The organism is Senegalimassilia anaerobia JC110 (genome assembly GCF_000236865.1).
Lineage (GTDB): Bacteria > Actinomycetota > Coriobacteriia > Coriobacteriales > Eggerthellaceae > Senegalimassilia > Senegalimassilia anaerobia.
The window spans coordinates 362,949-387,505 of record NZ_HE611016.1; the positions used below are offsets into that span (position 1 = coordinate 362,949).

23 protein-coding genes are annotated in these 24,557 nt (G+C 59.6%); 8 read left to right on the plus strand and 15 right to left on the minus strand.

Features of this window, described 5'->3' with window-relative positions:
* Positions 1-39 precede the first annotated feature (39 nt).
* A complete protein-coding gene (locus tag SFHG_RS07645) occupies positions 40-1,359 on the minus strand; it encodes a dicarboxylate/amino acid:cation symporter (RefSeq protein WP_081469012.1) in 1,320 nt (439 codons plus the stop codon).
* 424 nt (positions 1,360-1,783) lie between these two features.
* Positions 1,784-2,809 carry an EamA family transporter gene (locus SFHG_RS07650; protein ID WP_081469013.1) on the minus strand — a complete coding sequence of 342 codons (1,026 nt, stop codon included), beginning with the start codon at positions 2,807-2,809 and terminating at the stop codon, positions 1,784-1,786.
* Between the two features lie 148 nt (positions 2,810-2,957).
* On the opposite strand from SFHG_RS07650, the gene SFHG_RS07655 reads away from it, so the two are divergent.
* From SFHG_RS07655 to SFHG_RS07665, 3 genes are all read left to right on the plus strand, one after another.
* A complete protein-coding gene (locus SFHG_RS07655) occupies positions 2,958-3,380 on the plus strand; it encodes a peptide deformylase (RefSeq protein WP_042435881.1) in 423 nt (140 codons plus the stop codon).
* A 113-nt stretch (positions 3,381-3,493) separates the two neighbouring features.
* On the plus strand, positions 3,494-5,485 hold the full coding sequence (locus tag SFHG_RS07660) for a bifunctional metallophosphatase/5'-nucleotidase (protein ID WP_042435883.1): 1,992 nt from the start codon (positions 3,494-3,496) through the stop codon (positions 5,483-5,485).
* Between the two features lie 277 nt (positions 5,486-5,762).
* Positions 5,763-6,968: an ATP-binding protein gene (locus SFHG_RS07665; RefSeq protein ID WP_042435885.1), complete on the plus strand. Its 1,206-nt coding sequence runs from the start codon at positions 5,763-5,765 to the stop codon at positions 6,966-6,968.
* A gap of 146 nt (positions 6,969-7,114) precedes the next feature.
* On the opposite strand, the gene SFHG_RS07670 is transcribed toward SFHG_RS07665, so the two are convergent.
* Positions 7,115-7,411, minus strand: a complete 297-nt coding sequence (locus tag SFHG_RS07670) for a hypothetical protein (RefSeq protein ID WP_148514812.1) — start codon at positions 7,409-7,411, stop codon at positions 7,115-7,117.
* Between the two features lie 110 nt (positions 7,412-7,521).
* Here SFHG_RS07670 and SFHG_RS07675 point away from each other — a divergent pair, with 110 nt between their 5' ends.
* The 3 genes from SFHG_RS07675 to SFHG_RS07685 all read left to right on the plus strand — a co-directional run bounded on the left by SFHG_RS07675 (position 7,522) and on the right by SFHG_RS07685 (position 10,033).
* Positions 7,522-8,838, plus strand: coding sequence for a Y-family DNA polymerase (locus tag SFHG_RS07675; protein WP_042435889.1), 1,317 nt, complete (start codon positions 7,522-7,524; stop codon positions 8,836-8,838).
* On the plus strand, positions 8,831-9,184 hold the full coding sequence (locus tag SFHG_RS10980; protein WP_042435891.1) for a hypothetical protein: 354 nt from the start codon (positions 8,831-8,833) through the stop codon (positions 9,182-9,184). Before SFHG_RS07675 ends, SFHG_RS10980 begins: the two co-directional genes overlap by 8 nt.
* Before the next feature lie 174 nt (positions 9,185-9,358).
* Positions 9,359-10,033, plus strand: coding sequence for a DUF3800 domain-containing protein (locus tag SFHG_RS07685; RefSeq protein WP_042435894.1), 675 nt, complete (start codon positions 9,359-9,361; stop codon positions 10,031-10,033).
* A gap of 84 nt (positions 10,034-10,117) precedes the next feature.
* Here SFHG_RS07685 and SFHG_RS10475 read toward each other — a convergent pair whose 3' ends face one another.
* From SFHG_RS10475 to SFHG_RS07725, 9 genes are all read right to left on the minus strand, one after another.
* Positions 10,118-10,411 (minus strand): type II toxin-antitoxin system RelE/ParE family toxin, encoded by a 294-nt coding sequence (locus tag SFHG_RS10475; RefSeq protein WP_162096569.1) that lies wholly within the window; start codon positions 10,409-10,411, stop codon positions 10,118-10,120.
* Position 10,412: 1 nt separating this feature from the next.
* Positions 10,413-10,682 carry a type II toxin-antitoxin system Phd/YefM family antitoxin gene (locus SFHG_RS10640; protein ID WP_042435898.1) on the minus strand — a complete coding sequence of 90 codons (270 nt, stop codon included), beginning with the start codon at positions 10,680-10,682 and terminating at the stop codon, positions 10,413-10,415.
* Between the two features lie 119 nt (positions 10,683-10,801).
* Entirely contained in the window at positions 10,802-11,146 is a 345-nt protein-coding gene (locus tag SFHG_RS07695; protein ID WP_042435901.1) for a type II toxin-antitoxin system PemK/MazF family toxin, read from the minus strand.
* Entirely contained in the window at positions 11,143-11,412 is a 270-nt protein-coding gene (locus SFHG_RS07700; RefSeq protein ID WP_148514813.1) for an AbrB/MazE/SpoVT family DNA-binding domain-containing protein, read from the minus strand. The genes SFHG_RS07695 and SFHG_RS07700 overlap by 4 nt, the downstream gene beginning before the upstream one ends.
* A 309-nt stretch (positions 11,413-11,721) precedes the next feature.
* A complete protein-coding gene (locus SFHG_RS07705) occupies positions 11,722-12,654 on the minus strand; it encodes an FAD:protein FMN transferase (protein WP_042435904.1) in 933 nt (310 codons plus the stop codon).
* Between the two features lie 327 nt (positions 12,655-12,981).
* Positions 12,982-13,698, minus strand: a complete 717-nt coding sequence (locus tag SFHG_RS07710; RefSeq protein ID WP_202898151.1) for a hypothetical protein — start codon at positions 13,696-13,698, stop codon at positions 12,982-12,984.
* Positions 13,699-13,707: 9 nt separating this feature from the next.
* Complete coding sequence (locus tag SFHG_RS07715) at positions 13,708-15,555, minus strand: FAD-dependent oxidoreductase (protein ID WP_042435908.1); 1,848 nt, start codon at positions 15,553-15,555, stop codon at positions 13,708-13,710.
* A 14-nt stretch (positions 15,556-15,569) separates the two neighbouring features.
* Positions 15,570-16,061 (minus strand): FMN-binding protein, encoded by a 492-nt coding sequence (locus tag SFHG_RS07720; RefSeq protein ID WP_052297868.1) that lies wholly within the window; start codon positions 16,059-16,061, stop codon positions 15,570-15,572.
* 54 nt (positions 16,062-16,115) lie between these two features.
* Entirely contained in the window at positions 16,116-16,697 is a 582-nt protein-coding gene (locus SFHG_RS07725; RefSeq protein WP_042435911.1) for a cytochrome c3 family protein, read from the minus strand.
* A gap of 305 nt (positions 16,698-17,002) precedes the next feature.
* Here SFHG_RS07725 and SFHG_RS07730 point away from each other — a divergent pair, with 305 nt between their 5' ends.
* Both SFHG_RS07730 and SFHG_RS07735 read left to right on the plus strand, forming a co-directional pair.
* The gene (locus tag SFHG_RS07730; RefSeq protein WP_042435914.1) at positions 17,003-17,590 is read left to right on the plus strand and encodes a TetR/AcrR family transcriptional regulator; all 588 of its coding nucleotides are present in this window, start codon (positions 17,003-17,005) and stop codon (positions 17,588-17,590) included.
* A 126-nt stretch (positions 17,591-17,716) separates the two neighbouring features.
* Positions 17,717-18,703: a DUF5692 family protein gene (locus tag SFHG_RS07735; protein WP_042435917.1), complete on the plus strand. Its 987-nt coding sequence runs from the start codon at positions 17,717-17,719 to the stop codon at positions 18,701-18,703.
* 626 nt (positions 18,704-19,329) lie between these two features.
* On the opposite strand, the gene SFHG_RS10985 is transcribed toward SFHG_RS07735, so the two are convergent.
* The 3 genes from SFHG_RS10985 to SFHG_RS07755 all read right to left on the minus strand — a co-directional run bounded on the left by SFHG_RS10985 (position 19,330) and on the right by SFHG_RS07755 (position 24,479).
* Positions 19,330-22,503 (minus strand): BspA family leucine-rich repeat surface protein, encoded by a 3,174-nt coding sequence (locus SFHG_RS10985; RefSeq protein ID WP_052297869.1) that lies wholly within the window; start codon positions 22,501-22,503, stop codon positions 19,330-19,332.
* 680 nt (positions 22,504-23,183) lie between these two features.
* Positions 23,184-23,897 carry a hypothetical protein gene (locus tag SFHG_RS07750; RefSeq protein ID WP_042435920.1) on the minus strand — a complete coding sequence of 238 codons (714 nt, stop codon included), beginning with the start codon at positions 23,895-23,897 and terminating at the stop codon, positions 23,184-23,186.
* Between the two features lie 78 nt (positions 23,898-23,975).
* Positions 23,976-24,479 carry a hypothetical protein gene (locus tag SFHG_RS07755; RefSeq protein WP_042435922.1) on the minus strand — a complete coding sequence of 168 codons (504 nt, stop codon included), beginning with the start codon at positions 24,477-24,479 and terminating at the stop codon, positions 23,976-23,978.
* Between the last annotated feature and the right edge of the window lie 78 nt (positions 24,480-24,557).

Sequence of the window (24,557 nt, forward strand, 5' to 3'; positions counted from 1 at the left end):
GCCATCCCATAAAGACCAACGTTTGTCGCGGCGCGCAGTTTACGCGGCTTTGGCGGCCTGGCGGGCCTCCTTGCGCTTCTCCAGGGAGTCCACGCACACGGCGGCGGACTGGTCGCCGGTGATGTTGACGACGGTGCGCATCATGTCGAGCACGCGGTCGACGCCCGCAACCAGCGCAATGCCCTCGACAGGCAGGCCGACGGACTGCAGCACCATGGCCAGCATGATCATGCCGGAGCCGGGGACGCCGGCGGTGCCGATGGAGGACAGCACGGCAGTCATGACGATGACGCACTGCTGGCCGATGGTCAGGTCGATGCCGAACACCTGGGCGATGAAGATGGCGCAAACGCCTTGGTAGATCGCGGTACCGTCCATGTTGATGGTGGCGCCCAGCGGCAGCACGAAGCTGGAGACCTCACGGCGCACGCCAAGCTTCTCGGAGCACTCCATGTTGATGGGCAGCGTGCCCACGGAGGATGCGGATGCGAAGGCGAACGTCATGGCGCGGACCTGACCTTTGAAGAACGTCAGCGGGCCCATCTTCGCGATGGCCTTCACCATGCCGGAGTAGACCACCACCATGTGCAGGATCATGGCCAGGTAGGCCACCAGGATGAGCTTGAGCAGCGGCAGCAAGATGTCGGGGCCGTTGGTGGCAACCACGGGGGTGATCAGGCCGAACACACCGAACGGCGCGATGGTGATGATCATGTGCATGATCTTGATGCACACCTCGGACATGCCGTTGACGAAGTCGGCAACGGGCTGCGCCTTCTTGCCGGCGGCCAGGATGCCGAAACCGAAGAACAGCGCAATCACGATGATCTGCAGCATGCTGGCGTCGGACATGGGCTGCACGAAGTTGCTGGGGAAGATGTTGACGATGGTCTCGATGAAAGAAGGCGCGGCCTTGGCCTCATACGAAAGCTCGTCGGCGGTAAGGGTGTAGCCGCCGCCAACGTTGAACACGTTCGCGATGATCAGGCCGATGACGATGGCGCATGCGGTGGTGCACAGGTAGTACGCGATGGTCTTGCCGCCGATGGCGCCGACCTTCTTGATATCGGATAGGCTGATGACGCCGGCGATCATGGAGAAGATGACCAGCGGCACCACGATCATCTTGATGAGGTTCAGGAAGATGGTGCCCAGGGGCTTGATGTAGGTGGTGGCGATATCAGGGGTGCCCTGCAGGGCAAGGCCGGCCACGACGCCCAAGGCCAACGCAATGAAAATCCACGTGGTAAGGGAAAGACGTTTGAACCACGGCTTGTCGGCGTTTTCGGCGGAAACCGCTTCCGTAGCCTCCTTAACGTCTGCTTTGACCTCTCGCTCGAGGTCGTTGATCTTGGACATGTGAACCCTCTCTAACTCAAAAACCCTTCCTGTGCAGCAGGTGCGTGCGCATGTTGCTGCAATTGAGGCGCCATAAGGCACAATCGCGCATTGTACCCGAAACTCTACGAAAACATCCCAAAGTTGCCATCGTTTTCGGTCGCCGAAGGAAATCGACGGCGAAGGAACCTCAGTAGTACGTTTTACGTCATCGAGTTGTCGGGTTTCGCGGCGACATGGGTTCGGGTCAACCCAGAGCTTGCATTAAGCGTTGCGCAAGCGGATCAGGAAGGCTCAAGGTTTTGCGCAGGGCCATACGAGCAAACCCGTCGAGGTCGGCGAAGAACTTTCCGGCGCAATGAGCGACAAGCGCATGGAACAACGTTGGCGCTGTTGCAAGCGCTATGACAGCGAGGCCCAAACAATATCGATAATATATCTTATGTTATCTTGGCTTCCCGCCCAACGTCACCAGCGCCAGCATGATCAGCATGAGCACCAATCCCACCCAATCGAAGCCGGAGAACGCCGTGCCCAGGAACACGCAGGCGCACACGCTGGCGCTGATCGGCTCGATGGCGCCCAGCAAGCTTCCGGTGACCGAACCCACGAACGCCACGCCGCGCAAGTACAGCCCGAACGACACGAACGTCCCCAGAAACGCCAGGCCTCCAATGAGCACCAGCCAACCGAATGCATCCATGCCCGCAACCGCCTCGGGAGCGCCCGCGCCCATGGCAAGCTGCACGGCGTACGTGATGCCCGAGCAGACGCACGTCACCAGCATGCCGACGCTCGTGGCCGCAAAGCTGCCGAAACGGTCGAACAAGCCTGCGACGCGCGGGGTCAGCACGTAGACAGCAACGCATACGGCGTTCAAAAGGCCCCAGAACAGACCGGCTGCCGGCAGCACCAGCGTGCCCAGGTCGCCCTGCGTGGCAATAAGCACCGTCGCCACGAAGGCGCAGATCAGGCCCGCAAATTCGTTCCCTTTCGGCAAATGACGCCCCATCACGCACGTGAACAGCATGACGAACACCGTGCTGAGCATCTGCAGTACGGTGGCGGTGCCGGCGTTGGTGAACGCGATGGTCATGGCGTACGCGAACTGGTCGACGAACAGCGCGCCGCCGAACACCAGGAAGAACAGCTTCACGCGCGGCTCGCTCTTCCATATCAGCTCGAGCATATAGCGGCGTCGTAGCACCAGCACGCCGAAGAAGAACAGCGTGGCCACGAGCGAGCGCACGGCCGTGGCGAACATGGGCGTGATGCCGTAATGCGAGAACAAATGCTGGGCGCATGCGCCCGACACGCCCCACAGCCCGGCGCCAGCAAGCGCGCAGGCGATGCCGATCCAGAAGACGCGGCGCCGTGCGCCTACTGGCTGCTCAGCAAGCGGCTGTCCACCCGTTGGCTGGCTGGCATCTGCTGTTTGCTTGTTGGGCTGCTTCGCTTTCGTTTTCGCCATGTAAATTAAACCTTCCCCGATGTGTGGCGGCGTATACGATAGAATATCGAAAGCGATTGTAGAGCAATACGTCGGCAGGTGCATGCGAGCGTGCATGCGGAAATGCATGCGCACACGTTTGCGCCGGCGTCGAAGCGAAGGAAGTCTTATGGCTATCAAGGAACTGGTCCACGACGAAGCAGTGCTGTCCACTCCCTGCGAGAAGGCAACGGCCGAGGATGCCCAGGTGGCGCAGGATTTGCTGGACACCATGGCGTCGCTCGACGAAGCCGCCTGTCTGCACGCAAACCAGATCGGCGTGACGCACAACCTGTTCGCCTATGTTGACGAGAAGGACAAGCAGCACGTCATGTTCAACCCCGTCATCAAGCTGGGCCTGGCTGCAAGCAAGCAGGTCGAAGGTTGCTTCACCCACGAAGAGCCCGTCACGGTCACCCGCTACGACCGCATCAAGGTCTCCTACGAGGAGCTGGTAGATGGCAAGCTGGTCCCCCGCAAGGGCGACTTCCGCGGCTGGGTCGCGCAGCTGATCCAGCACATGGCCGACCACGGCAAGGGCAAGTTCATCTAAGCGCTTACGAGCCGAAGGGCACTCCCCTTCGGCTCGTTTTCTTTTGCGTGGTTTGCGCTGCATCCCCTATTGCGGCGCCCCGCCCGACTCCTTTTGCAGATTGGAACATTCTTATGAGCAACGAGCTTTCCCGTCGCCAGTTCCTTGCCGGTGCAACCGCCTTCGCTCTTGGCAGCGCTGTGTTCGGGTTGCCGCGTCGCGCGTTCGCCGACGATGCGCAGGCGGGCAGCGCCATCGTCATCCTGCACACCAACGACGTCCACTGCGCCGTTGGCGAAGCCGATAAAACGGGAGCGACACCGCTGGGGTATTCGGCTCTGGCAAGTTACGTTGCTGATCGCAAAGGCGTTTTCGGCAGCGGGAACGTCACGCTTGTGGATGCCGGCGACGCCGTGCAGGGCAACGTCATGGGCACGCTGACGCAGGGCCAAGCGCTCGTCGACATCATGAACGCAACGGGCTACGACTACGTGATTCCCGGAAACCACGAGTTCGACTACGGGATGCCACAGTTCAACCATCTGGTGGGAAGCGCGAACGCCACGTACCTGAGCTGCAACTTCACCGACAAGCGTCCCGAAGTGCCCACGCTTATGTTCGCTCCGTACGCCATCCAGGACTATCCGCTTGCCGACGGCGGCACTGCGCGCGTGGCGTTCGTAGGGGTTACCACGCCGGCGACGCTGACGGCGTCGTCGCCGAAATCGTTCTGGCGAAGCGACGACGACCATACGTGCGTGTACGGCTTTTGCGAGGACGACACCGGCGCGGCGCTTGCTGCGGCAGTGCAAAACGCCGTGGATCAGGCACGCGCGGCGGGCGCCGATTACGTTGTGCTGCTGGCGCACCTTGGCCAGGACGGGTCGCCCGACATCTGGCGCTCCGACGCGTTGGCGAAGCGCTGCCGCGGTATCGACGTGATCATCGACGGCCATTCGCACCAGGAATATGTGCAGGTCAAGCAAGACGCCGAGGGCAAAAACGTCATCATCACGCAAACGGGCACGCAGTTCTCCAGCGTGGGCCAGGTCGTTATCAACCCGGACAGCGGCACCATCTCCGCCAGCACGCCCGCCTTCGAGGCCACGCTTTTGCGCGAGGCTCGCAAAAGCGGCGATCCCGCATACGTGCAGGAGGCGACGTTCGGGCGCGATGCCAGCGTGCAGGATGCCATCAACAAAAAGGTTGCGGATGTCGAGGCTCAAACGGGAACCGTGATCGGCAAATCCGAGGTGAACCTGTACGCGTTTGAGGACGATAACTACACCTGGGCCGTGCGAGCGCACGAAACGAACCTTGGCGACTTCGTGTGCGACGCATACCTTTATTATGCGACGAACGCGGGCGTCATGGCCGACATCGCGTTCGTCAACGGCGGCGGCGTTCGCGCGAACCTAAACAGCGGCAACGTGACAAAGGGCAACCTCATCAACGTGAACCCCTTCAACAACCAGCTTTGCTACACTAGCGTTTCGGGGCAGGACCTGCTCGATGCGCTCGAGCTCTCGGCAAGCAGCTTGCCCGAGTCCAACGGCGACTTTCTCCAGATTTCGGAGGGGCTGGAGTTCGTTATCCGCACCGACATCGACTCGCCTGTTTTGCGCTCGGGCGGCACGTTCGTCGGCATAGACGACGCGAAGGAGCGCCGCGTGCGCAGAGCGAAGCTGCACGGCAAGGCCATCGACCCGCAAGCGGCATACACGCTGGTATGCCACTCGTACTACCTGGTGGAAGGCGGCGGTTCGTACAGCATGCTGTGCAAGAACCCGGTCACGCTGCTGGGCTTGGACAACGATGCCCTTATGGAATACGTGCAGCTGAACCTGCGCGGCATTATCGGGCAGCAATATGCAGGCGCCGCAGGTCAGGGGCGTATTGCGACGCAAGTTGGGCCCGATCCAGGCACCGACCCCAAGCCAAAGCCCGAGCCCGAGCAGCCCGAACCGCAGCCGCCGGCGAACGACGTCAGCGACCCCAAACCCCTTGCCCCGACCGGCGATGATGGCACCTTGAAGGCAGCCTCCGCAGCCGTTGCCGCTACAGCGGCAGTCGGAGCAGCCGCTTTCGCCACCACCCACGCGGAAACCAAGGATGAACGCGCATAGTCACAAGCTCGTCTAAATGCTCGCGGGTTGAGGGGCGCTCTCCCTTCGGCCCGCTTTCGTTTTCGCGCTTTTGCGCTCCGTCCCCTATCGCGGCGCTTGCAATGCCGTAGTGAAGCTATAGAAATGGAATACATTCCATAAAATGTCGGACTCTCAGACAAAAATGGATTGAAATCCATTTTCACGGGAAATGTCGCATTTTACGGACTATAATCCATATATAAACTATCACCGAATGCGGAATATGACGCGAATCGGCAACAAGGGGGCGTGAGGCATGCAGCTTATTGCTAGGAATCGATATCTTGAGTGGTTGCTTTCCTGGAAAGACAAGCATGTCATCAAGGTCGTGTCGGGCGTGCGCCGCTGCGGCAAGTCGAAGCTCTTCGAGATCTACCGCGATTACCTTATGCAGCACGGCGTTACGGCGGACCAAATCATCGCCATCAACTTCGAAGAGCTTGAATACGAGGACCTGACGTCTTATCGGGAACTCTACGATTATGTAAACGCAAGGCTGGCGCCCGACAAAACAACCTACGTGTTCCTTGACGAAATCCAGCACGTCGATCACTACGAGAAAGCGGTCGACGGGCTGTTCATAAAGGACAACGTTGACGTCTATATCACGGGGTCAAACGCCTATTTCATGTCGGGCGAGCTTGCCACGCTTCTTTCCGGCCGTTATATCGAGCTCAAGATGTTGCCGCTGTCGTTCAAGGAGTTTTGCTCGGCGGAGGGCAATGCCGAAAAGAGCCGCGATATGCTGTTCAACGAGTACATCACCTCGGGCTCGTTTCCGTTTATCGCCGAAACGCAGATCGATGAGCAAAAGGCGAAGGAATATGTGCGCAGCCTTTACGACACCATCATCGTGCGCGACGTGGTGGACAGGCTGCGCGTTTCCGACGTGTCGACGCTTCTCAATATCACGAAGTTTTTGCTGCATAACATAGGCAGCAAGGTGTCGCACAAGAAGATCGCCGATACGTTGACGTCTTCGGGTAACAAGGTCGATCAGAAAACCGTGTCGAAGTACATCAAAGGGCTCACCGACAGCCTGACGCTGTACGCGGCACCTCGTTACAACGTCAAAGGAAGGCAGCTTCTTTCCACGAATTGCAAATACTATGCGGTTGACCTGGGGTTACGCAATGCGTTGGTGAAAACAAGCGACAGCGATATCGGGCACATCCTGGAAAACGTCGTGTATTTGGAGCTGCTCCGTCGAGGATATGACGTGTACGTCGGCGATATCGAAAACGGCGAGATCGACTTCGTTGCCATCAAACCCGATGATACGCAGTACTTCCAGGTTTCGGCGACGACGCTTGAGGAGTCCACGCTGAAGCGGGAGCTTGCGCCGTTCGCGGCGGTGCGCGACAACTACCCCAAAATCCTGCTCACTCTTGACACGATCTTCGGAACCGCCGATTACGACGGCGTGAAGAAGCACAACGTGATCGACTGGCTGCTTGAGTAGAGCCCGACCTCCCGCCGAAGCCGCCGTCCCGCGGCGACCACACACTATAGGATACCGGTTGCCCTGCTGCTAAAAGCATCTTGTTTCACCTCCTGCGCCGTGCGTCGCGGGCTGCCGGCCACCCTGCCGCAAGCACACCTCGTCCCCTAGCAGCTAGGCTTAGTCGGGGTGTTGTCGATGGCGTTGACCCACCAGCGGTCGACGTCGGGGGTGCCGAGCGCCGGCGAACCTTGGCGGCGCTCCAGGTACAGATTGGTTTCCTTCCGCCCGAAACGGATGCGGAAGCGCGACGTTTTCGCCCCCTTCTGCATTTGCCCCGGCTCTCCGCGGTAGAGCACCTCGTCGATGCGAAACGTGCGCCCATCAGGCCATATGACCGCCAGCGGGTCGATACGCCCCTCATCGTTCACGTGCAGCACGACGTTGACGTACATTTTGTGCACGCCTCGCCTTTCGCCGTCTTTCGTCATAAAATCCATCGCTATGGTATTATCGAACGCGCGTTCGAAAATTGCTAGCGAACAAACGATGGAGAAACGGAAAGGATTGGCGGGTGACGGATTTGCGCAAAACCTCGGGTTGCGTTATATGCATCGATTTGAAGTCGTTCTACGCCAGCGTGGAATGCGCCGATCGCGGTCTTGACCCGTTCACCACCAACCTGGTGGTGGCCGATCCCGACCGTTCCGCAAACACCATCTGCCTTGCCATCACGCCGGCCATGAAGGCCGCCGGCGTGCGCAACCGCTGCCGCGTGCGCGACATCCCGCCGGGTATCGAGTACCTGACCGCCATCCCTCGCATGAAACGATACATGCAGGTCAGCGGCGAAATCGTGGGCAGCTACCTTGAGCTTGTCAGCCCACAGGACCTGCAGGTGTATTCCATCGACGAGTGCTTCATCGACGCCGCGCCCTACCTGCGCCTCTACCGCACCGACGCGCGCACGTTCGCAAAACGCCTGATGCGGCGCGCCTTCGAGGTTTCCAGCGTCACCGCCACGGCCGGCATCGGGCCGAACATGTTCCAGGCCAAGGTGGCGCTCGACATTTGCGCGAAGCACGCCAGCGACGGCATCGGCCAGCTTGACGACGAATCGTTCAAGCGCGAGATCTGGTTCCACCGCCCGATCACCGACATCTGGGGCATCGGGCCGGGCATCGCCCGCCGCCTGGCCAAGCACGGCGCGTACGACCTTGCGGGGGTTTGCGCCGTCAACCCCAAGGTGCTGCGCCACGAGTTCGGCAAAAACGCCGAATACCTTATCGACCACGCGTGGGGCCTGGAGGCGTGCACCGTCGAACAGGCGCGCAGCTACCGCCCGCGCGGCCATTCGCTGACCAACGGGCAGGTGCTCATGCGCGACTACAGCTGCCGCGAGGTGGAAACGCTGCTGCGCGAGATGGTGCTGGGCAGCGCGCTGGAGCTGGTGGAGAAGGGGCTATGTGCCCAGGTGGCAAGCGTGTACGTGGGGTATTCGGCCAGCAACTTCCCCCACCAATCGTGGGAGAAGTGCGGGCCGCTCGGCGCCGCGGCCGCCGGCGCGGGCGGGTCGGCGAAGTTGCCCAAGCCCACCAACGCCGTGGACGCGCTAACCGACGCCGTGTTGGAAATCTACCGCGCCCGCGTGACGCCGGGGCTTTTCATCCGTCGCGTGAACATAGCGCTGGCGGACCTGATGCCCGCTGATAAGGTGCAGCCCACGCTGTTCGACGACGCCGCGAACGAGCGCAAGCAAGCCGCCCTGTCGCGGGCCATGGTAGATGTGCGCAAGCGCTTCGGCGCGAACGCGCTGCTGAAAGCCACAAGCTTGAAGGAGGAGGCGAACGCCATGGAGCGCAACAACCAGGTAGGCGGGCATCGTGCTTAGCCCTGATCAGGCACGCGTAGCCGCCGGCCTGCCCACGCCGGACGTGTGGCCGGGACTGTCGGCCGACGAGCGCGAATACCGCGCGCAGGTGCTCGACCGCATAGCGCAACGCGTAGCGGCCGACGGCGTGCGCGTATCGGTCCCCTCGCCCGATCGTGGCAGCCAGTTCATGCCCTTCGCAGCGCTTAAAGGCTACGAAGAGGTGATCGCCGAAGTAGAAAACGGCAACGCCGAGGAAGCACTTGATGCCGCCGACACGCAAGCCGAGGAAACATCCCTGAGATACCAGCACAATGAAGTGTTCGAATCAATCAGAGAAGGGCTACGACACGAACGAAACGCCTAGGGCTTACAAGCTACGTTGCCCTCCATGATTGGATGCGGCACTCGTGAATCTTCGAAACAACCTAGACAAGAGCATGGCTGGCGTGGTAAAAAGATATCGGAGACATCGCTTGATGTTTCCTCCAAGTAGCGGGGGGGTGTCCTCCCGCATTTTTTTTATATTTAGGAGGGGGCATTGCGCGAAATCAGTATCTTTGTCGATGAATCTGGCGGGCAAGACGGCCATTCGAAATACTACGTACTCACGCTTGTCTTTCATGACCAGTCATTTAACCTAAAAGAGCATTTGACCAGGCATCGTAAAGGCCTTGCTGATCGCGGCCTTGATGAAGTGCCTTTTCACGCTGGTCCTATTATGACTGGGCACGACGATTTCGAGTACATGGATTTCGAAACAAGGAAGTCGTACCTTACCTTGTTCTTCATCAGCGTCCAAAAACTCCCCATCACATATCAGACGTTCTTGTATAAGCGTAAAGAAGTTGGCGGCAGCACTCAGCTTGCCACGAAAATGAAGCGCGACGTCATTACGCTGTTCTTCGACAACCTGGAGTTTTTCCAGTCGTACGACAAGGTGAAAATCTACTACGACAACGGGCAGGAAATCGTTGCGCACGCGCTGCGCGGCGCCGTCGAATACGCGCTCTCAAAGGAAAGCGTTTTATTCCGCAAAACCAATGCTGCTGATTTCATGCTCGCGCAAGCCGCTGACATGCTGTGCACACTTGAGCTAACGGCGGAAAAATACCGCAACAAGGAAGCAACGCGTACCGATATAAAAATGTTCGGCAACGCCCATGCGTTTAAGAACAACTACATGAAAGCGATCAAACGTAAACGGCTTAGCTAATGCTCTGCGCCTTTGGTGGATTATAGAAGTATCGCCGAAGTCGAGAACGGCAATGGATAGACGGCCCAACAAAGAGGCGGATCATCATATAAGCTTTGCGTAGTCTTGCGTCTGATGAAAGAATGCGATTACTGAAACTTCTCTATTGTTTCGAACATAAAGTGCAACATATCCCCTGATGAGGGCTTTGCGAATCCCCATACCGGCAAGTCGCTGCTCGTTGCAAAGCGGATATAGATCAGGAAGCTGCGATACCGCATCCACAAACTCGTCGAATGCATCGAGCAGCGTGACGACCGCCGATGGTTCTTTCAGAACTCCGGCTATATAGCCGCAAGCTTCCGCGAGTCCGGCTTGTGCGGACTCGGAAATCACCACATTAAGCACCATATGCAGCCCGCAGGTTTGCAGTAACGCATTTTGCATCGGAAACACGACCGGCGCGCACATCATCCAATCCTCGCTCGACGATATCATACAAGCGAGCACGAGCCGCTTCCCTAAGCAAGCCTTCGTATACCTCCGGCGACATCGACACAATTGCCTCGCGACCGTTTTTTGTGACGAAAACGGGCTCTTGAGCTTCCATGACCGTTTCGGTGAACGATGCCGTGTTCTTCATTTCTTTAATAGGAACGCAAACTGGCATGAGAAGCCTCCTTGCATATATACCATGATATCGGCACTATACCATAATCGTGGTATAGTTTGCTACCTCCCCCTAGTACAAGGGCCCAGTTCGAGCATTCGAATCGGGCCCTTACGCAATTAGATGCCGAACATTGCGCCGATGCCGTCGAGCACCCGCGTCATGGTTTCCGCATCCATTGATAGCCCTGTTTTCTTGGCGCGACGTTTGGGGCTGTTCAAGTCGATGGCGCGTATTTGCTCCAAGCATATACATCCATGTACGGCATTATCGCTTGCTATCTTCACATGTAGGGGATGCCCGTTAACCGTTGATGTAATGGGGCACACTACGGTAAGGCTTGAGAGAACATTGTTGAAATATCCAACAGATACCACTAAAGCGGGCCGCATTTTCTTCGGCTCGTGTCCAAGGGTGGGGTCGAAATCAACTTCGATGATGTCGCCTTGTTCGTATAAGGTCATTCGACCACCTCGGCTCCGACATCGCTGCCGCCCCATTCTTTACCGACTCTAGGGCCTTCCCAGCCTGCGGCAAACTCTTCCATAGTCATTCGTTTGCTCCGTGAGTAAGCTTGTTGCGGTGCTTCAAACGAAAATGTGAGAGATCGAGAAGATTCGTTGACGGTTACCTTCGCAACGCTGCCGACGTCGATTCCAAGCTGATTGCACAGTTCGCTTGGAACCCGCAAGGCCTTGCTGTTCCCCCATTTGCCGAGCACTGCGTCCATAGGGCTACCTCCCAAGAATGGATATCTGTGTATATCCATTATAGAAACCAGCTGCATCGGTTACAACCTCGCTTCCTTGTCCTATGCAAACGGATAGAGTCCCAGAAACTAGACGAAAAAAGAATGCAAAGGAAACTCCGTGATTGCGAGGATCTTACGGGCTTTAGGTACGTTCCGGAGACAAACGTAGCAATGGGCATCGGCTTATACTGAATCGATGCGCCCGTACTGGCTCGGTGGATACAGCTAGTATACTATACTGGAACGTATGTTCGCTAGTAGCAATACAGATTATTTTAGCTATGTCCGTTATCCTACATGCAGTTGCGCACCTTCACCTTGCAAGCCGGTGGTTTTTAGCAGGCGGGCGTTGGTGGTTAGGAGGACGGCTTCTATGCCGGGGGTTTGCTCGGCGAAGGTTAGGGCTTCGTCGGCGCCCATGATGATGAGCGCGGTGGTGTAGCCATCGGCGTCGAGCGATTTGTCGGCTATGACGGTTGCGGACAGCACGTCCGTTTCCGCCGGTTTGCCTGTTCGGGGGTCCAAAATGTGGTGGAGCACGCGACCGTTGCGCACGAAGGACCGCTCGTAGACGCCGCTGGTCACTACTGACTTCCCGCGTACGGAAACGCTGGCGAACGATGCGGCCTGCAAGCTGCCGCCCGAAGGCACGGGCGCGCGCAAGCCCACGTTCCATGCGCTGCCGTCGGGTTTGCCGCCCAAGCACGCCACGTTGCCGCCCAGGTTGATCACGCCGCTGGTTGCGCCATGGCGTTTCAGCAGGTCAATCACCCTATCTGCGATATATCCTTTCGCCATGCCGCCAAGATCGATCGTTGCCTGCGGGTCGATGATGCGCGCCCGTACCCCCTCAACCTGCACGTTGCGCCAATCGACGTGCGCGAGCGCTTCGGCAATGGCGGCACCGCCGGGCACAACCCCGCGCTTGAAATCCCATAGGCGGCACACGCTTCCCATGGTGATATCGAACAGCCCGCCCGTGCGCTCGCAATATCCCAGCGCAGCACGCAAAACGCTGGCAAGCTCGTCGCCCGCATCGATCCACTTGCCCTCCGCAGCGTTAAGCGCGAACAGCCGGCTTTCCGGGTTGAAGCGGCTCAGCAGCAGCTCGTATCGCGCGCAAAGCGCTTCGACCTCGCGCAACGCTGCCGCATCGACATCGGCCGACACGGCGCACACAGTATCGAACGCCCGAAACGTCACGGAACCAAGCTCGCGCATGCCGCGCCTCCTCCCAAAACCACGATTCGCAAACCAGCAATCACCACGCGCAAAGCTGGGGACCAGCTAAGCAAGCATCCACAATGGTACTGGGCGATGAAGCTTACGCAGGTAGAGAATCCCCACACGCCGTTCAGGCAGAGAGGTTTGCACGAACGGAAAACCATCGCCACTGAGAGCTTGCGGTATCACCCATGCACCAGCAACGCAGACCTCGCCCTCGAACGGGGCTGGCGGCACCATCGCGAACCCCGCCATCCGCAAGCAACCCCCTCGCACAACGCCGAACAGGGGCTTTTGCGCTTCCGCAAAAGCCCCCGCACTTCCCTACTTCGTGAACCTGCCCGGCGCCAGCAGCAGCGCCACGTTCACCACGCAGTCGACCGCCAGGAGGCCGCCCACAGCCGCCACATTCGGGCTTGCCGTGTTGATGGCTGCGAACGTGAGCACCGTCAGCACCATGACCACCGCGCCGCACGCAGCCGCCGCGCCCACCAGGTTCCAACTCGCACGTCCGCCCGCACGCGAGATGCACGCGCACATGACCTGCGAAGCCGCGCCCAGAAGCGTACCCAAAAACGCCGTGAAGCACACCGCCGCCAGCACGAGCGCGCCCGCGCCCGGCAGCTTGCTGCTCATGGAGCCCACCTGCACGTCGCTCAAAATGCCGCTGGCTACCACCAGCAGGCACACCAGCGACATCGCCGCCGCGGCCCAGCCCCACAGAAACGCCGCCGCCGGCTTGCCGGCGCCCTGGACGCCCTTCGCGAACAGCGCCGCCTGCAGCACCGCGCCGGCCGCGGACACCATCAGCGTGAGCGCCGCCGCGAACAGGAACGCCACGAACGCCGAGCCGGTCAAGATCGAGCAGATCACGTCGAGCATGGGCGCGCTCGACGCCGAGATGTAGTCGTACGCCAGCCATCCGGCGGCGTCCATCGCCGCAAGCCCGATGCGGGCAAGCAGCGCCACCACCAGCGCGATGGCGAACAAGATGGCGTACGGTCGCGCCATCGTGCGCATGGAATCCTTCATTTCCGTCACGCCCCTTCCCTACTTCGCGCCTTGCAATTCGTGCTCCACGGCCGAGGTGCCGCACAGGTACCCGCCGCAAAACGCCAGTCCCACGTCGCCCATGAGCGAGCCCAGGATCGGGTCACCGATGTAGCTGTTCTCGCCGCACGCGCCGCCGGCGGTGTGCCAGCCGGCGTACAAACCGGGGATGACCAGGCCGTTCGTGCCCACAACCTGCATCTGGTCGTTGATCAGCAGGCCGGCCTTCGTGCCGTACAGGTTGCCGCCGATGCGGCAGCCGTAGAACGGCGGCTTTACGATGGCGTGCAGCCACTCGGGCGGCATGGGGTACATGAAGTCGTCCTCGCCGCGCTCGCAGCACTCGTTCCACTTCGCCACCGCGCTTGTGAGCACGCCGGGCGCGAAGCCCAGGTCGGCCTCCAGCTCCTCAAGCGTGTCGCGGCGCTTGAGCACGTCGGCGTCGATGGCGTCCTGCACGCCGTGATGCCAGTCGCGGTAATGCTCGGGAACCTTGTCGATCTGCTCCAGATCGGGCGTGATGAGCTTGCGGCAATGCTCCTGCGCGAACCCCGCCAGGTGATCTTCGTAATCGGCGTCGAAGATGATGTAGCTGCGATGCCCCGGAGGCGTCATCTGGATGGTGGCCAGGTCGCCCAGGGCGTAGATGGCGTTCGCGCCGTCCTCGGCCACGCGGCTGTCCATATAGCGAAGACGGTTGCCGCAACGGTCGATGGTCAGCCACGGCTGGCGCGAAAGCTGCGTCATGCCGTCGTACAGGAAACGCGCCCACTGGCCGCCTTCTGCCTGCCAGTCAACGCCGCCGTCGAAGCTGGCCGAGCTGTTGAACCCCGACACGTCGGCGCCCGCGCCCAGGCCCATGCGGAAGCACTCGCCCGTTTCGCCGCCCACCAGGTAGCTTGACGCGCAGCCCATGGCCGCCGTGGGGATGTATTTCTCCAGCAGCGCCTTGTTGTTGCAGAAGCCGCCGGCCGTCAGGATGACGGCGCCCTTGGCGTGGATGTACACCTCGCGGCCGAAATCCTCGCGCGCCACCAGGCCCACGATGCGCCCCGAATCGTCGCGCACCAGCGCCGTTGCCGGGCACTGGAACTTGTAGCGCACGCCGTTTCTCTGTCCGAACGCGAACATGGCGTCGGTGGCGTCCTTCATCTTCAGCACGTGGTGGTCGAGCGTGGCGTTCTTCGGCGCCACGTACACCGGCACCTCGCCCAAACGCCAGCGCACGCCGCAGTCGGCCATCCAGTCCAGGCTTTTGCCGCCTTCGCTGGCGATCTTGTAGATGAGTTTCGGGTCGGCCGCGTAATGGTACTCGTCCATGGCCCAATCGGTCAGCGCCTGCGCGTCGAAGGGGTAGCTGGGGAAGGCGAAGTGCTTCTTGTTCTGGCCGGAATACCCGCCCAGGATGCCGCACATGCCCGCGGACTGCGCGTTGCCGCCGTGCAGGCCCAGCGCCTCCACGCAGATGACGTCGGCGCCCAGCTCGGCCGCGCGCGCGGCCGCGTTCAGCCCGCCGCCGCCCGCGCCCACCACGCACACGTCGCACTCGTAGTCCCACGTCTCGGGGACCGCGCGCGGGGCGATGGGCGTGGCGTCGTTTGCCGGGAACGCCGCGGCGTTGTGCTCGCGGTACGTGCCGTCCAAGCCGCTGGCGTTGGTGGCGGCGCTGTCGGGCACGGCGACGTTCTTTGATCCGTCGGCCGTCCAATCGCCGATAACGCCCTGCTCCACAGCCAGCGCCGCCGCGGGCATGGCCGCCGTCGCCGCCGTGGTGCCCACTACGGCGCAGGCGGCGCTGAGAAAGCCGCGGCGCGTGATGCCGCGCGCTTCGCTATCGTGCTTGCTCATGTCCTCCCCTTTCGCTAGTTGCCCGATTTCGCCTGGTCGGCGGGCACATCCGCCGCCTGCTCCAAGGCGTCGTCGACCGCCTGCTTCACGCCCGCGGTGGTGATGGTGGCCCCGCTGACGGTGTCGATGTCCGAGCCCTGCGCGGCCTCGATCATCTTGGCGAAGGTGCCGTCGCGCACCGCCTCGAAGCCGCCGACGCTTTGCGTCTCGCCGTCCTGAGCGGTTTCCAGGCACGTAATGCGGTTGTCGTCGACCAGGAGCGTGACGGTCACGTTGCCGGCCATGGCCTTGCCCGTGCCCGTGTACACCCCGTCGCGCAACGGCGTGTCGCACTTCTTGACGGGATCGATCTGCACCACCGCATCCCATGGATCGTCGGCATGCATGGCAAGCTGCTCGGCGCTTGCGGCGTCTTTGGACCCCGAACCTTCGAACGATGCGCCGCAACCCGAAAGCCCCAGCACAAGCGCCGTCGCGCTACAGGCCGCTGCTGTCGTCTTCCTCATGTCGGTCCTTCCTTTCCGAAACCGGCTTGCCCGAATGCGGCAAGCGGATCTGCGCTACTTGGCCGGGCTGCTCCAGCCTTCCGGCACCTCCCAGCTATGGCACGTGTTGCAGTACATGACGGACTGGCCGTGCACGCTATGGCAGTTGCTGCAATCGATGGCCTCGCCCTGGTGCGACCTGTGCGGGTTCACGCCCGCCTGACCGCCCCAGTTCTCCGTGGCGGCCACCACGTCGTTCCAGTCGTGGCACCCGGCGGTCGCGCACTGCTGCTTGTCCGCGGTGATCAGCTGCGGCGCCAAGCTGCCGTCGGCGTTCGTCTCAAACGATCCGGAAACCCACGCCATTCCCTCATTGACCTGGGCTTCAAGCGTTGCCTCGTGGCACTGCAAGCACGTGACGCCCTCCTGCTGATGCGCCACGGCAAGCTGCGCGTGGGCCGCATCGCCCTCGCCGTAGTAGCCGTTCACGTAGTAGTCCATGGGCTCGTGGCAGATCGCGTTGCAGAAACTGGGCTGGTTATGCCACACATAGAACCCGCCGCCGGCGCACGCGAGCACCACGGCCACCACCGCGCATACGATGGGAGCCCGGCGGCGCTTGCCACCCTTCGCCTTCGCCTGTTCGTTCGTCTCCATCACGCCCTCCTTTCACACTTGCATGATTTTCGTTGCATCTGTGAACGTGATGGCCGCATAATAGCAAGATTTCTCCATCAAATGTTTGACGTTTCTGCAAATGTGTTCATTGACGCCACGTCAACGCGCCCCGTATGCTATGGCCATCGCAAGTACCCGAGGGGAACGGGAAACGCGATGCGCGCCAAGGGGAAAACAAAGCGCACAACTGGGGAAACGCCCGCACGCCGCGGACGCGCACCCAGGAACGCAACGCGCACGGCGCGCAACACGCAGCAAACGCGCACCAAGGGGAGGTGACACGGATGAGCGACAAAAGGCGGCAGCAGATCGTCGATGCGGCGCGGCAGCTCTACGAGGAGCAGGGCCTGTCCGCCACGACGGTGAAGGACATCAGCGAGCGCTGCGGCGTGGCGCGGTCGCTGTTCTACCACTACTTCCGCAACAAGCAGGAGGTCACCTCCGCCGTCATCGACGACTTCGTGAACGACTACATCGAGTCGCTGCAGTTCTGGAACGAGCACCGCACCCCCGGTGATATCGAGGGCAGCCTGGCGGGCGTGGTCACCGTCATGCGCGTGGGCGTCTTCGAGCACTCCAGCTTCCGCCGCGCGCTCGACACGCACGAGAACGCGTCGCTGTACCTGGAGTTCATAAACCGCGTGGCCGACCGCATGGCCGCCTACTTCGTGGAAACCACCGTGCAGGACTACGCGCAGAGCCACCAGATCGACATCGACCACGTCTACGAGACGTTCTACATACTGATCATGGGCATCTGCGGCTACGTGCGAACACACCGCGACGCGCCCGACGAGGTGCTGCGCGACATTATCGCGCAAACGCTTCACATGGAGCGCGAAACCAAGCGAAAACCGGTGCAAACCGGTTAACGGTCACCAGCAAACATAGGGAACAACCAGGCAAAACGCCTGGTGAAAAGGGCATCGCAAGCGGCTCCGGGCATTGTGCGCTCGAAACGCCGGATGCGAGAGCGTATCGACTCAAGGGAGGTCATCATGTTGTTCCAAGTCTACGGCGACACCGCCGTCTACCAGTGGATCGGATGGGTGGTGGTGTTTCTGGCCCTCATCGGGTTCAACGAGGTCGCACGCCGCACGAAGGCCGGCGGCATCACCTGCTTTTTGGTGATTCCCGCCATCCTGACCGCTTACTTCATCGCCATCTACGCCGGCGCGGCCGCCGGTGCCGACTGGGCGCTGAACAACCCGACGTACCTGTACATGAACAGCTGGTTCCACTACGCGAAGCTCTACGCGGCAACCGCCGGATGCATCGGCTTCATGATCTTGAAGTATCACTGGGGCAAGCTGGGCAACGCCGACTGGTTCAAGTGCTTCCCGTTCGTGATCGTGGCCATCAACATCCTAATCGCCGTGGTCAGCGACTTCGAAAGCGCCGTGCGCGCGTTCGGCACCACGTGGGTGTCCTCGGAAGGCGTCACCCTGTACGGCGGCTGGCATAACGTGTTCAACGGCATTGCCGGCCTCCTGAACATCTTCGTCATGACCGGCTGGTGGGGCATCTACACGTCCAAGAAGAAGCAGGACATGTTGTGGCCCGACATGACGTGGGTGTTCATCATCTCCTACGACATCTGGAACTTCTGCTACACCTACAACTGCCTGCCCACGCACTCCTGGTACTGCGGCCTGGCGCTGCTTCTGGCCCCCACCGTTGCTGGCATGCTGTGGAACAAGGGCGGCTGGATCCAGAACCGCGCCTACACGCTGAGCCTGTGGTGCATGTTCTGCCAGGTGGTGCCCATGTTTGCCAACGACTCCATCTTCGCCGTGCAGTCGGTGAACAACCCCGACGTGAACCTGGTCGTCAGCGTGCTGGCGCTGGCCGCGAACGTGGCCGCCGTGGGCTACGTGGCCTACCGCGCCAAGAAGCTGGGAGTGAACCCCTACAAGCACGAGGTGTTCGTAGGCACGAAGGACTACGAGAAGGCCATGGCACGTCGCGAGGACGTGGCTGCGTAGGCACTCTGCTGCGAGCAACGCGCGAATCGAATATCCCCCAAGTATATTCCCCCTAACGTAAGGGCCCGGTTCATTCGAACCGGGCCCTTACCGCAATTAGATGCAAAACATTGCGCCGATGCCGTTGAGCACTCTTTGCGTCGGAAACACGACCGGCGCGCACGTCGTCCAACCCGCGCTCGACGACATCGTACAAGCATATCGGCACTATACCATGATTGTGGTATTACCCACTGCCCCATCGCGCTCTTGTGTTCAAAGTAGCGTGTACGGCATTATCGCTTGCCTGTGTGCTTGAGGGAAGAATGACGGAAGTGCGCCGCTTCCTGTTTGGAAGTCGCGATGTAGCCAAAATGCCCTTGTAGCGATTTACAGGATGGCTACAAGGGCATTTTGGCGAAGAGAATCACCTTCGGGCGAACCTTCGCAGGTGAGAAAGATCGGTCCGTCACCCGAATGGCGTTCCAGCTGTTCGGGTGACGGACGTTGACGGTAACGAAGCAGGTTGACGGCTAGAGCCGTATGCAAGTTTGGCTATTGCAACCGATTAGACGCAAAGCCTTGCCGGTGCGGTGGCGCCTGGAGACTCAGGCGCCACCGCTACCTTACTTCATATGAGCCGAAGATCATGACTTGTCCGAGGACAAGTTTCCATCAGAATCAGGCTGACAATTGTCTGCCTTTTCGGCAGATGGCTCTTTAGATTCGCTACCTCCAGATTGGCCTGGCGAATCGGCTTCAGTTTTACCAGCATTACTGACATTTGGCGATGGAGCAATGGTGGCAGCGGCAGCTGCGGAGCCAGATAAAGGCTCGGCTTCTACGGGCTTAAAATTGCGGTTTTCCACACCTTCCTCGCACTGATGCGATTCCATGTTGTCTGAAGCGCTAAGCGCGTTTGCATCCTCGTCGCTTCCGAGAGTTATTCCGCAATCACCCAATGCTTTTTGGAGATTTGCTTTGGAATTTGCATCATTGGGGAATGTAACGTTCTTGAGGCCGCTGCATTCTAAGAACATATTATGCATGTTCTTGACGCTGCTCGTGTCGAAGCTCGAGAGGTCGAGCGACGTGAGGCCGCTGCAGCTTAGGAACATGTAACCCATATTAAAGACATTGGTCGTGTCGAACTTCGAGACGTCGAGCGACGTGAGGCCGCTGCATCCCCAGAACATGCTGCCCATGTTCGTGACGCTGCTCGTGTCGAACTTCGAGACGTCGAGCGACGTGAGGCCTCTGCAGTCCCAGAACATGAAGCCCATGTCCGTGACATTGGTCGTGTTGAAGCTCGAGAGCTGGAGCGACGTGAGGCCGCTGCATCCATTGAACATGTAGCCCATGTTCGTGACGCTGCTCGTGTCGAAGCCCGAGAGCTGGAGCGACGTGAGGCCGCTGCATCCATTGAACATGTAGCCCATGTTCGTGACGCTGCTCGTGTCGAAGCCCGAGAGCTGGAGCGACGTGAGGCGCCAGCAACTGGAGAACATGTAGCCCATGTTCGTGACCTTGGAGGTGTCCAGCTTGCTCAGGCCCTCAACGCCGGCGAGCTTGCGGCATCCGCTGAACCATCCCTTGGTGGTCGTGGGCTGGATGCCGTCGTCCACGACCTTGACCTGCGTAAGGTTCTTGCCTCCGCTCTTGTCCTGAAAGGCGCCGGGCATGTTCTCGATGCCGGTGATCACCTCGGTCACCGTATCGCCCTCGAACACGCTGCCTACGGCGGGCACGTTTGCTCGTTTGTACAGCTTCGCGGCGCGGCCGCCGTTTTCGTCATCGTAGACGACGGCGAAGGCCTGCTTGATTCCATTTTCCGTGTAGTACGTGTCCGTCTTCGTGGTGGGGAAACCGCCTGTATACTCCGCAAACGAACCGTTGCCGTCTTTCACGTACATCGTTGCCGGGAGGCCGCAATCGGCAAATGGAAACTTCCACCTTTCTCTGAGGGTAACTTGTTTGAGGCCGCTGCATCCGTCGAACATCCTATCCGCGTGCTCGACGTTGGCCGTGTTGAAGCCCGAGAGGTCGAGCGACGTGAGGCTGCTGCAACGGTTGAACATGGAGCCCATGTCTATGACGTTGCCCGTTTTGAAGCCCGAGAGGTCGAGCGACGTGAGGCTGCTGCAACGGTTGAACATGGAGCTCATGAATATGACGTTGCCCGTTTTGAAGCCCGAGAGGTCGAGCGACGTGAGGCTGCTGCAACGGTTGAACATGAAGCTCATGTCCGTGACGTTGGAGGTGTCCAGCTTGCCGAGATCCGCGCTGGCGAGCTTGCTGCATCCATCGAACCATCCCTCGGTGGTCAACGGCTGGATGCCGTCGTCCATGACCGCGACCGCCGTGAGCGTCGTGCCTCCGTTGTCCTTGAAGGCGCCGGGCTTGTTCTCGATGCCGGTGATCACCTCGGTAACCTTATCGCGCTCGAACACGTCGCCTGCGGCGGGCACTTTTGCCCGATTGTACAGCTTCGCGGCGCGGCCGCCGTTTCCGTCATCGTAGACGACGGCGAAGGCCTGCTTGATTCCATTTTCCGTGTAGTACGTGTCCGTCTTCGTGGTGGGGAAACCGCCCGTATACTCCGCAAACGAACCGTTGCCGTCTTTCACGTACATCGTTGCCGGGAGGCTGCAATCGGCAAATGAAAAGCGCCACCCTTTACTGAGGGTAACTTGCTTGAGGCCGTTGCATCCGTCGAACATCCAGCGCATGTCCGTGTCTTTGGCCGTGTCGAACTTCGAGAGGTCGAGCGACGTGAGGCCGCTGCAATTCCAGAACATCGAGCGCATGTCCGTGACCTTGCCCGTATTGAAGCCCGAGACGTCGAGCGACGCGAGCTTGCTGCATCCGTAGAACATTTGGAACATGGTCTCGACGTTGCCCGTATTGAAGCCCGAGACGTCGAGCGACGTGAGGCCGCTGCATCCGTTGAACATTTGGTACATGGTCTTGACCTTGCTCGTGTCGAAGCCCGAGACGTCGAGCGCGGTGAGGCCGCTGCATCCGTTGAACATTTGGTTCATTATCGTGACGTTGCCCGTTTTGAACTTCGAGAGGTCGAGCGAGGTGAGCTTGCTGCAGTTCCAGAACATGATGCCCATATTCGTAACTTTGGCCGTGTCGAACTTCGAGAGGTCGAGCGACGTGAGGCCGCTGCAGCTCTGGAACATCGAGTTCATGTCCGTGACGTTGCTCGTGTCGAAGCCCGAGACGTCGAGCGAGGTGAGGCCTCTGCAACTGCAGAACATCGAGCTCATGTCCGTTACCTTGGAGGTGTCCAGCTTGCTCAGGCCCTCAATGCCGGCGAGCTTGCTGCAGCCGTTGAACCATCCCTTGGTGGTCGTGGGCTGGATCTGCCCGTCCTCCGTCTCCACCGAGACCTGCTCGAGGACGTCTTTATACGACTTGAAGACCTCGGCCTTGTCGTTCTCGATGTCGTCGACGAAGTCGAACACCGGCTCCGTGCTGCCGCGGTACGGCTCGCCCTTGACTGGGCGGTCGTAGCCCTTGTACAGCTTCGCGGTCCTCCCCTCATCGAAGAACACGGCGTAGGCCGCCATACGGCTCTCTTTGTAAGCATAATTAACCGATGCGATATTGCACCCGCTACTAGTCGCAGCCTGTTCGATAACGTTGGCATTTTTGTCATACGTTAAGGGATCGATACCGAATTTCACGCAAAGAGACTGACCTTGCATAAGCGTTTGCTCGCCCTGTCCCTGATTGTTCAAAATCCAGTCGATCTGCTTGTCGGACTCATTGAAGAGTTTCTTAAACTGATCTTTGTCGGTTGTCGCAACCATAGCCGCTTTTGCTGACATGTTAACGTCATGTACACCATTAGACAGTTTCACTTCAGGGCTGGCAATACTTACAGCAACTGACCCAGTATTGACAAAGGCATACTTATCCGCATCGGGGGTGATAACGGTACCGTCAGCTGTAAGGGCACAAGGAAGCGTGGCTGCGGGAACCGAAAGCGATATGTTGCCCTCCGCAACTCCTTGGACCTGCCCCTCTGCAGCAGATGCGAAGACGGGATGAACGGAAACAAGAATCGCCGCAACCAAGGCAACGGCCATGCCTGAGAGGGCCACCTTGGCAGCCCTGAGGGTACTACGCGTTGCCTCCATCAGCGACCTCCTTCCCGTTTTCGTGTTCTTTCCCAATAGCCAAGGCCATTGCCCCAGCAGCTACGACACCCATAATCGCAAACACTGTCCATGGAGCATCATCGTCTGTTGGCGCCAAGAAGTAGCTTTGCCCCTGGTAAGGAGCCTTCTGGTCTACAGGTACCACCTGGGTTATTTGTCCCCAACCAGGACCGGCGGCAATAGTCACCTCGGTGGTTGCCTTATCCTCCCCGGTGATCGTCTGCGCGTTCGCTACGATAGGGCAAAACGCGAGCGCCCCGGCGACCAGCACCGGGGCAGCTATCGCCGCCATGCAGCTATGTATAGCATTCATGGCAAAACCCCATCTATTACTGGAAATTGCCGCTGGCCAGGGTCCAAGTGACGGTTGCAGCCTTCACGGTCTTGTTCGCGATGTCTGCGGACGGGTTCACAACCTTGCCCTTAGGAGTGAACTCGCATTTGCCGTTCGTATCGCCATTCTTAGCGGGGATCTGCCATTTGGCCTTCGAGGCTACATCGGCGATGTTCAAGCCGTCCGCCGTCTTGCTAGCGGCGTAAGAGTTCACGTCGTCGTTAGTCGCCTCGTCGCCAGTAGCGGTATCAAAGTAGAACCACAGAGCGTTTTGAGTCTCAAGATTCGGTTTATCGATGGTGGCCTTATCAACAAGATTCCAGGTATTTTCCGCTTTCACCTTAACGTTATCTACGTGAATAGGGAAAATGGACATATTCTGAATAGAGGACTTAGCGGCAACAAGTTCACCTTCACCGGTGACAGCAAAACCGACTGTCGTGGGGGTCGAGAACTTGAGCTGCTGCACAACGGGCGGGTTCGGCTTGCCCGGTTCCGGAGTCGGCGGCTTCTCACCCGGAGGCACGATCACAGGGGGCTTTTCAGGGTTGTCAGGATCAACAACCTGCTGAGCAATGGCGAGTTGGACTTCACTGCTGCCAGTGTTGCCACTAACATCGCCGTAATCAACAGCGAATGCGGGCGTGGACACGCTTGCCGCAAGCGCCATGCCGCAGGCAACTGCCACGACGTTCTTTCTGATGGACATTACTTTTTCCTTTCTTCCCGGAAACCTATATTGGGACGTGGGCGATTACCCGCGTTTTCCCCGTAAAAGAGCGCTTTTTTATTGCGCCTCGACGATTTGCACTGTCACTGCCTGCGGATTACCGGAGGGTTTACCTGATTCTTTGTCCACTGCCGTAATGGTGATGGTTGCCTCACCCGCGTGAGCTCCTTCGGCTTCAACCCATTCGACCGTCTTACCAGCTTTGATGATGCCTGATACATAAAGCAACTTTCCATCTTGCTCCAAAGTAAACCGCTGATCGAAACGCGAATCCTCTTCGTTGATAACGTTCACGTGAACCTTGCCATCCTGAAGTTCGGGCTTCGCCGCAACGGAAATAGTCATACGGCTTTCCTCAGCACGAGAATTGAGTTCTGCTTGAATCTCCTCCGCGCTCATACCCTCAAACGAGTTGATAGTAGCGCCCGCATCTTCCTTAGGCTCAAAATAAGTTTTGTATGCGTAGGCGCCGACGCCCAGGAGGAGTAAGGCAACCAGAATGACAAGAATTGCTTTCGCAACCTTCTTTTTAGTGCTGCTGCCGTTCTTGCTCTGAGCCATTTCGTCATCCTCCCGCCATTGCGGCGTCGAGCGGCCGATTCGGGTTTTCCTGGCCGCGGCTATTGCCTTTCAGGCTTG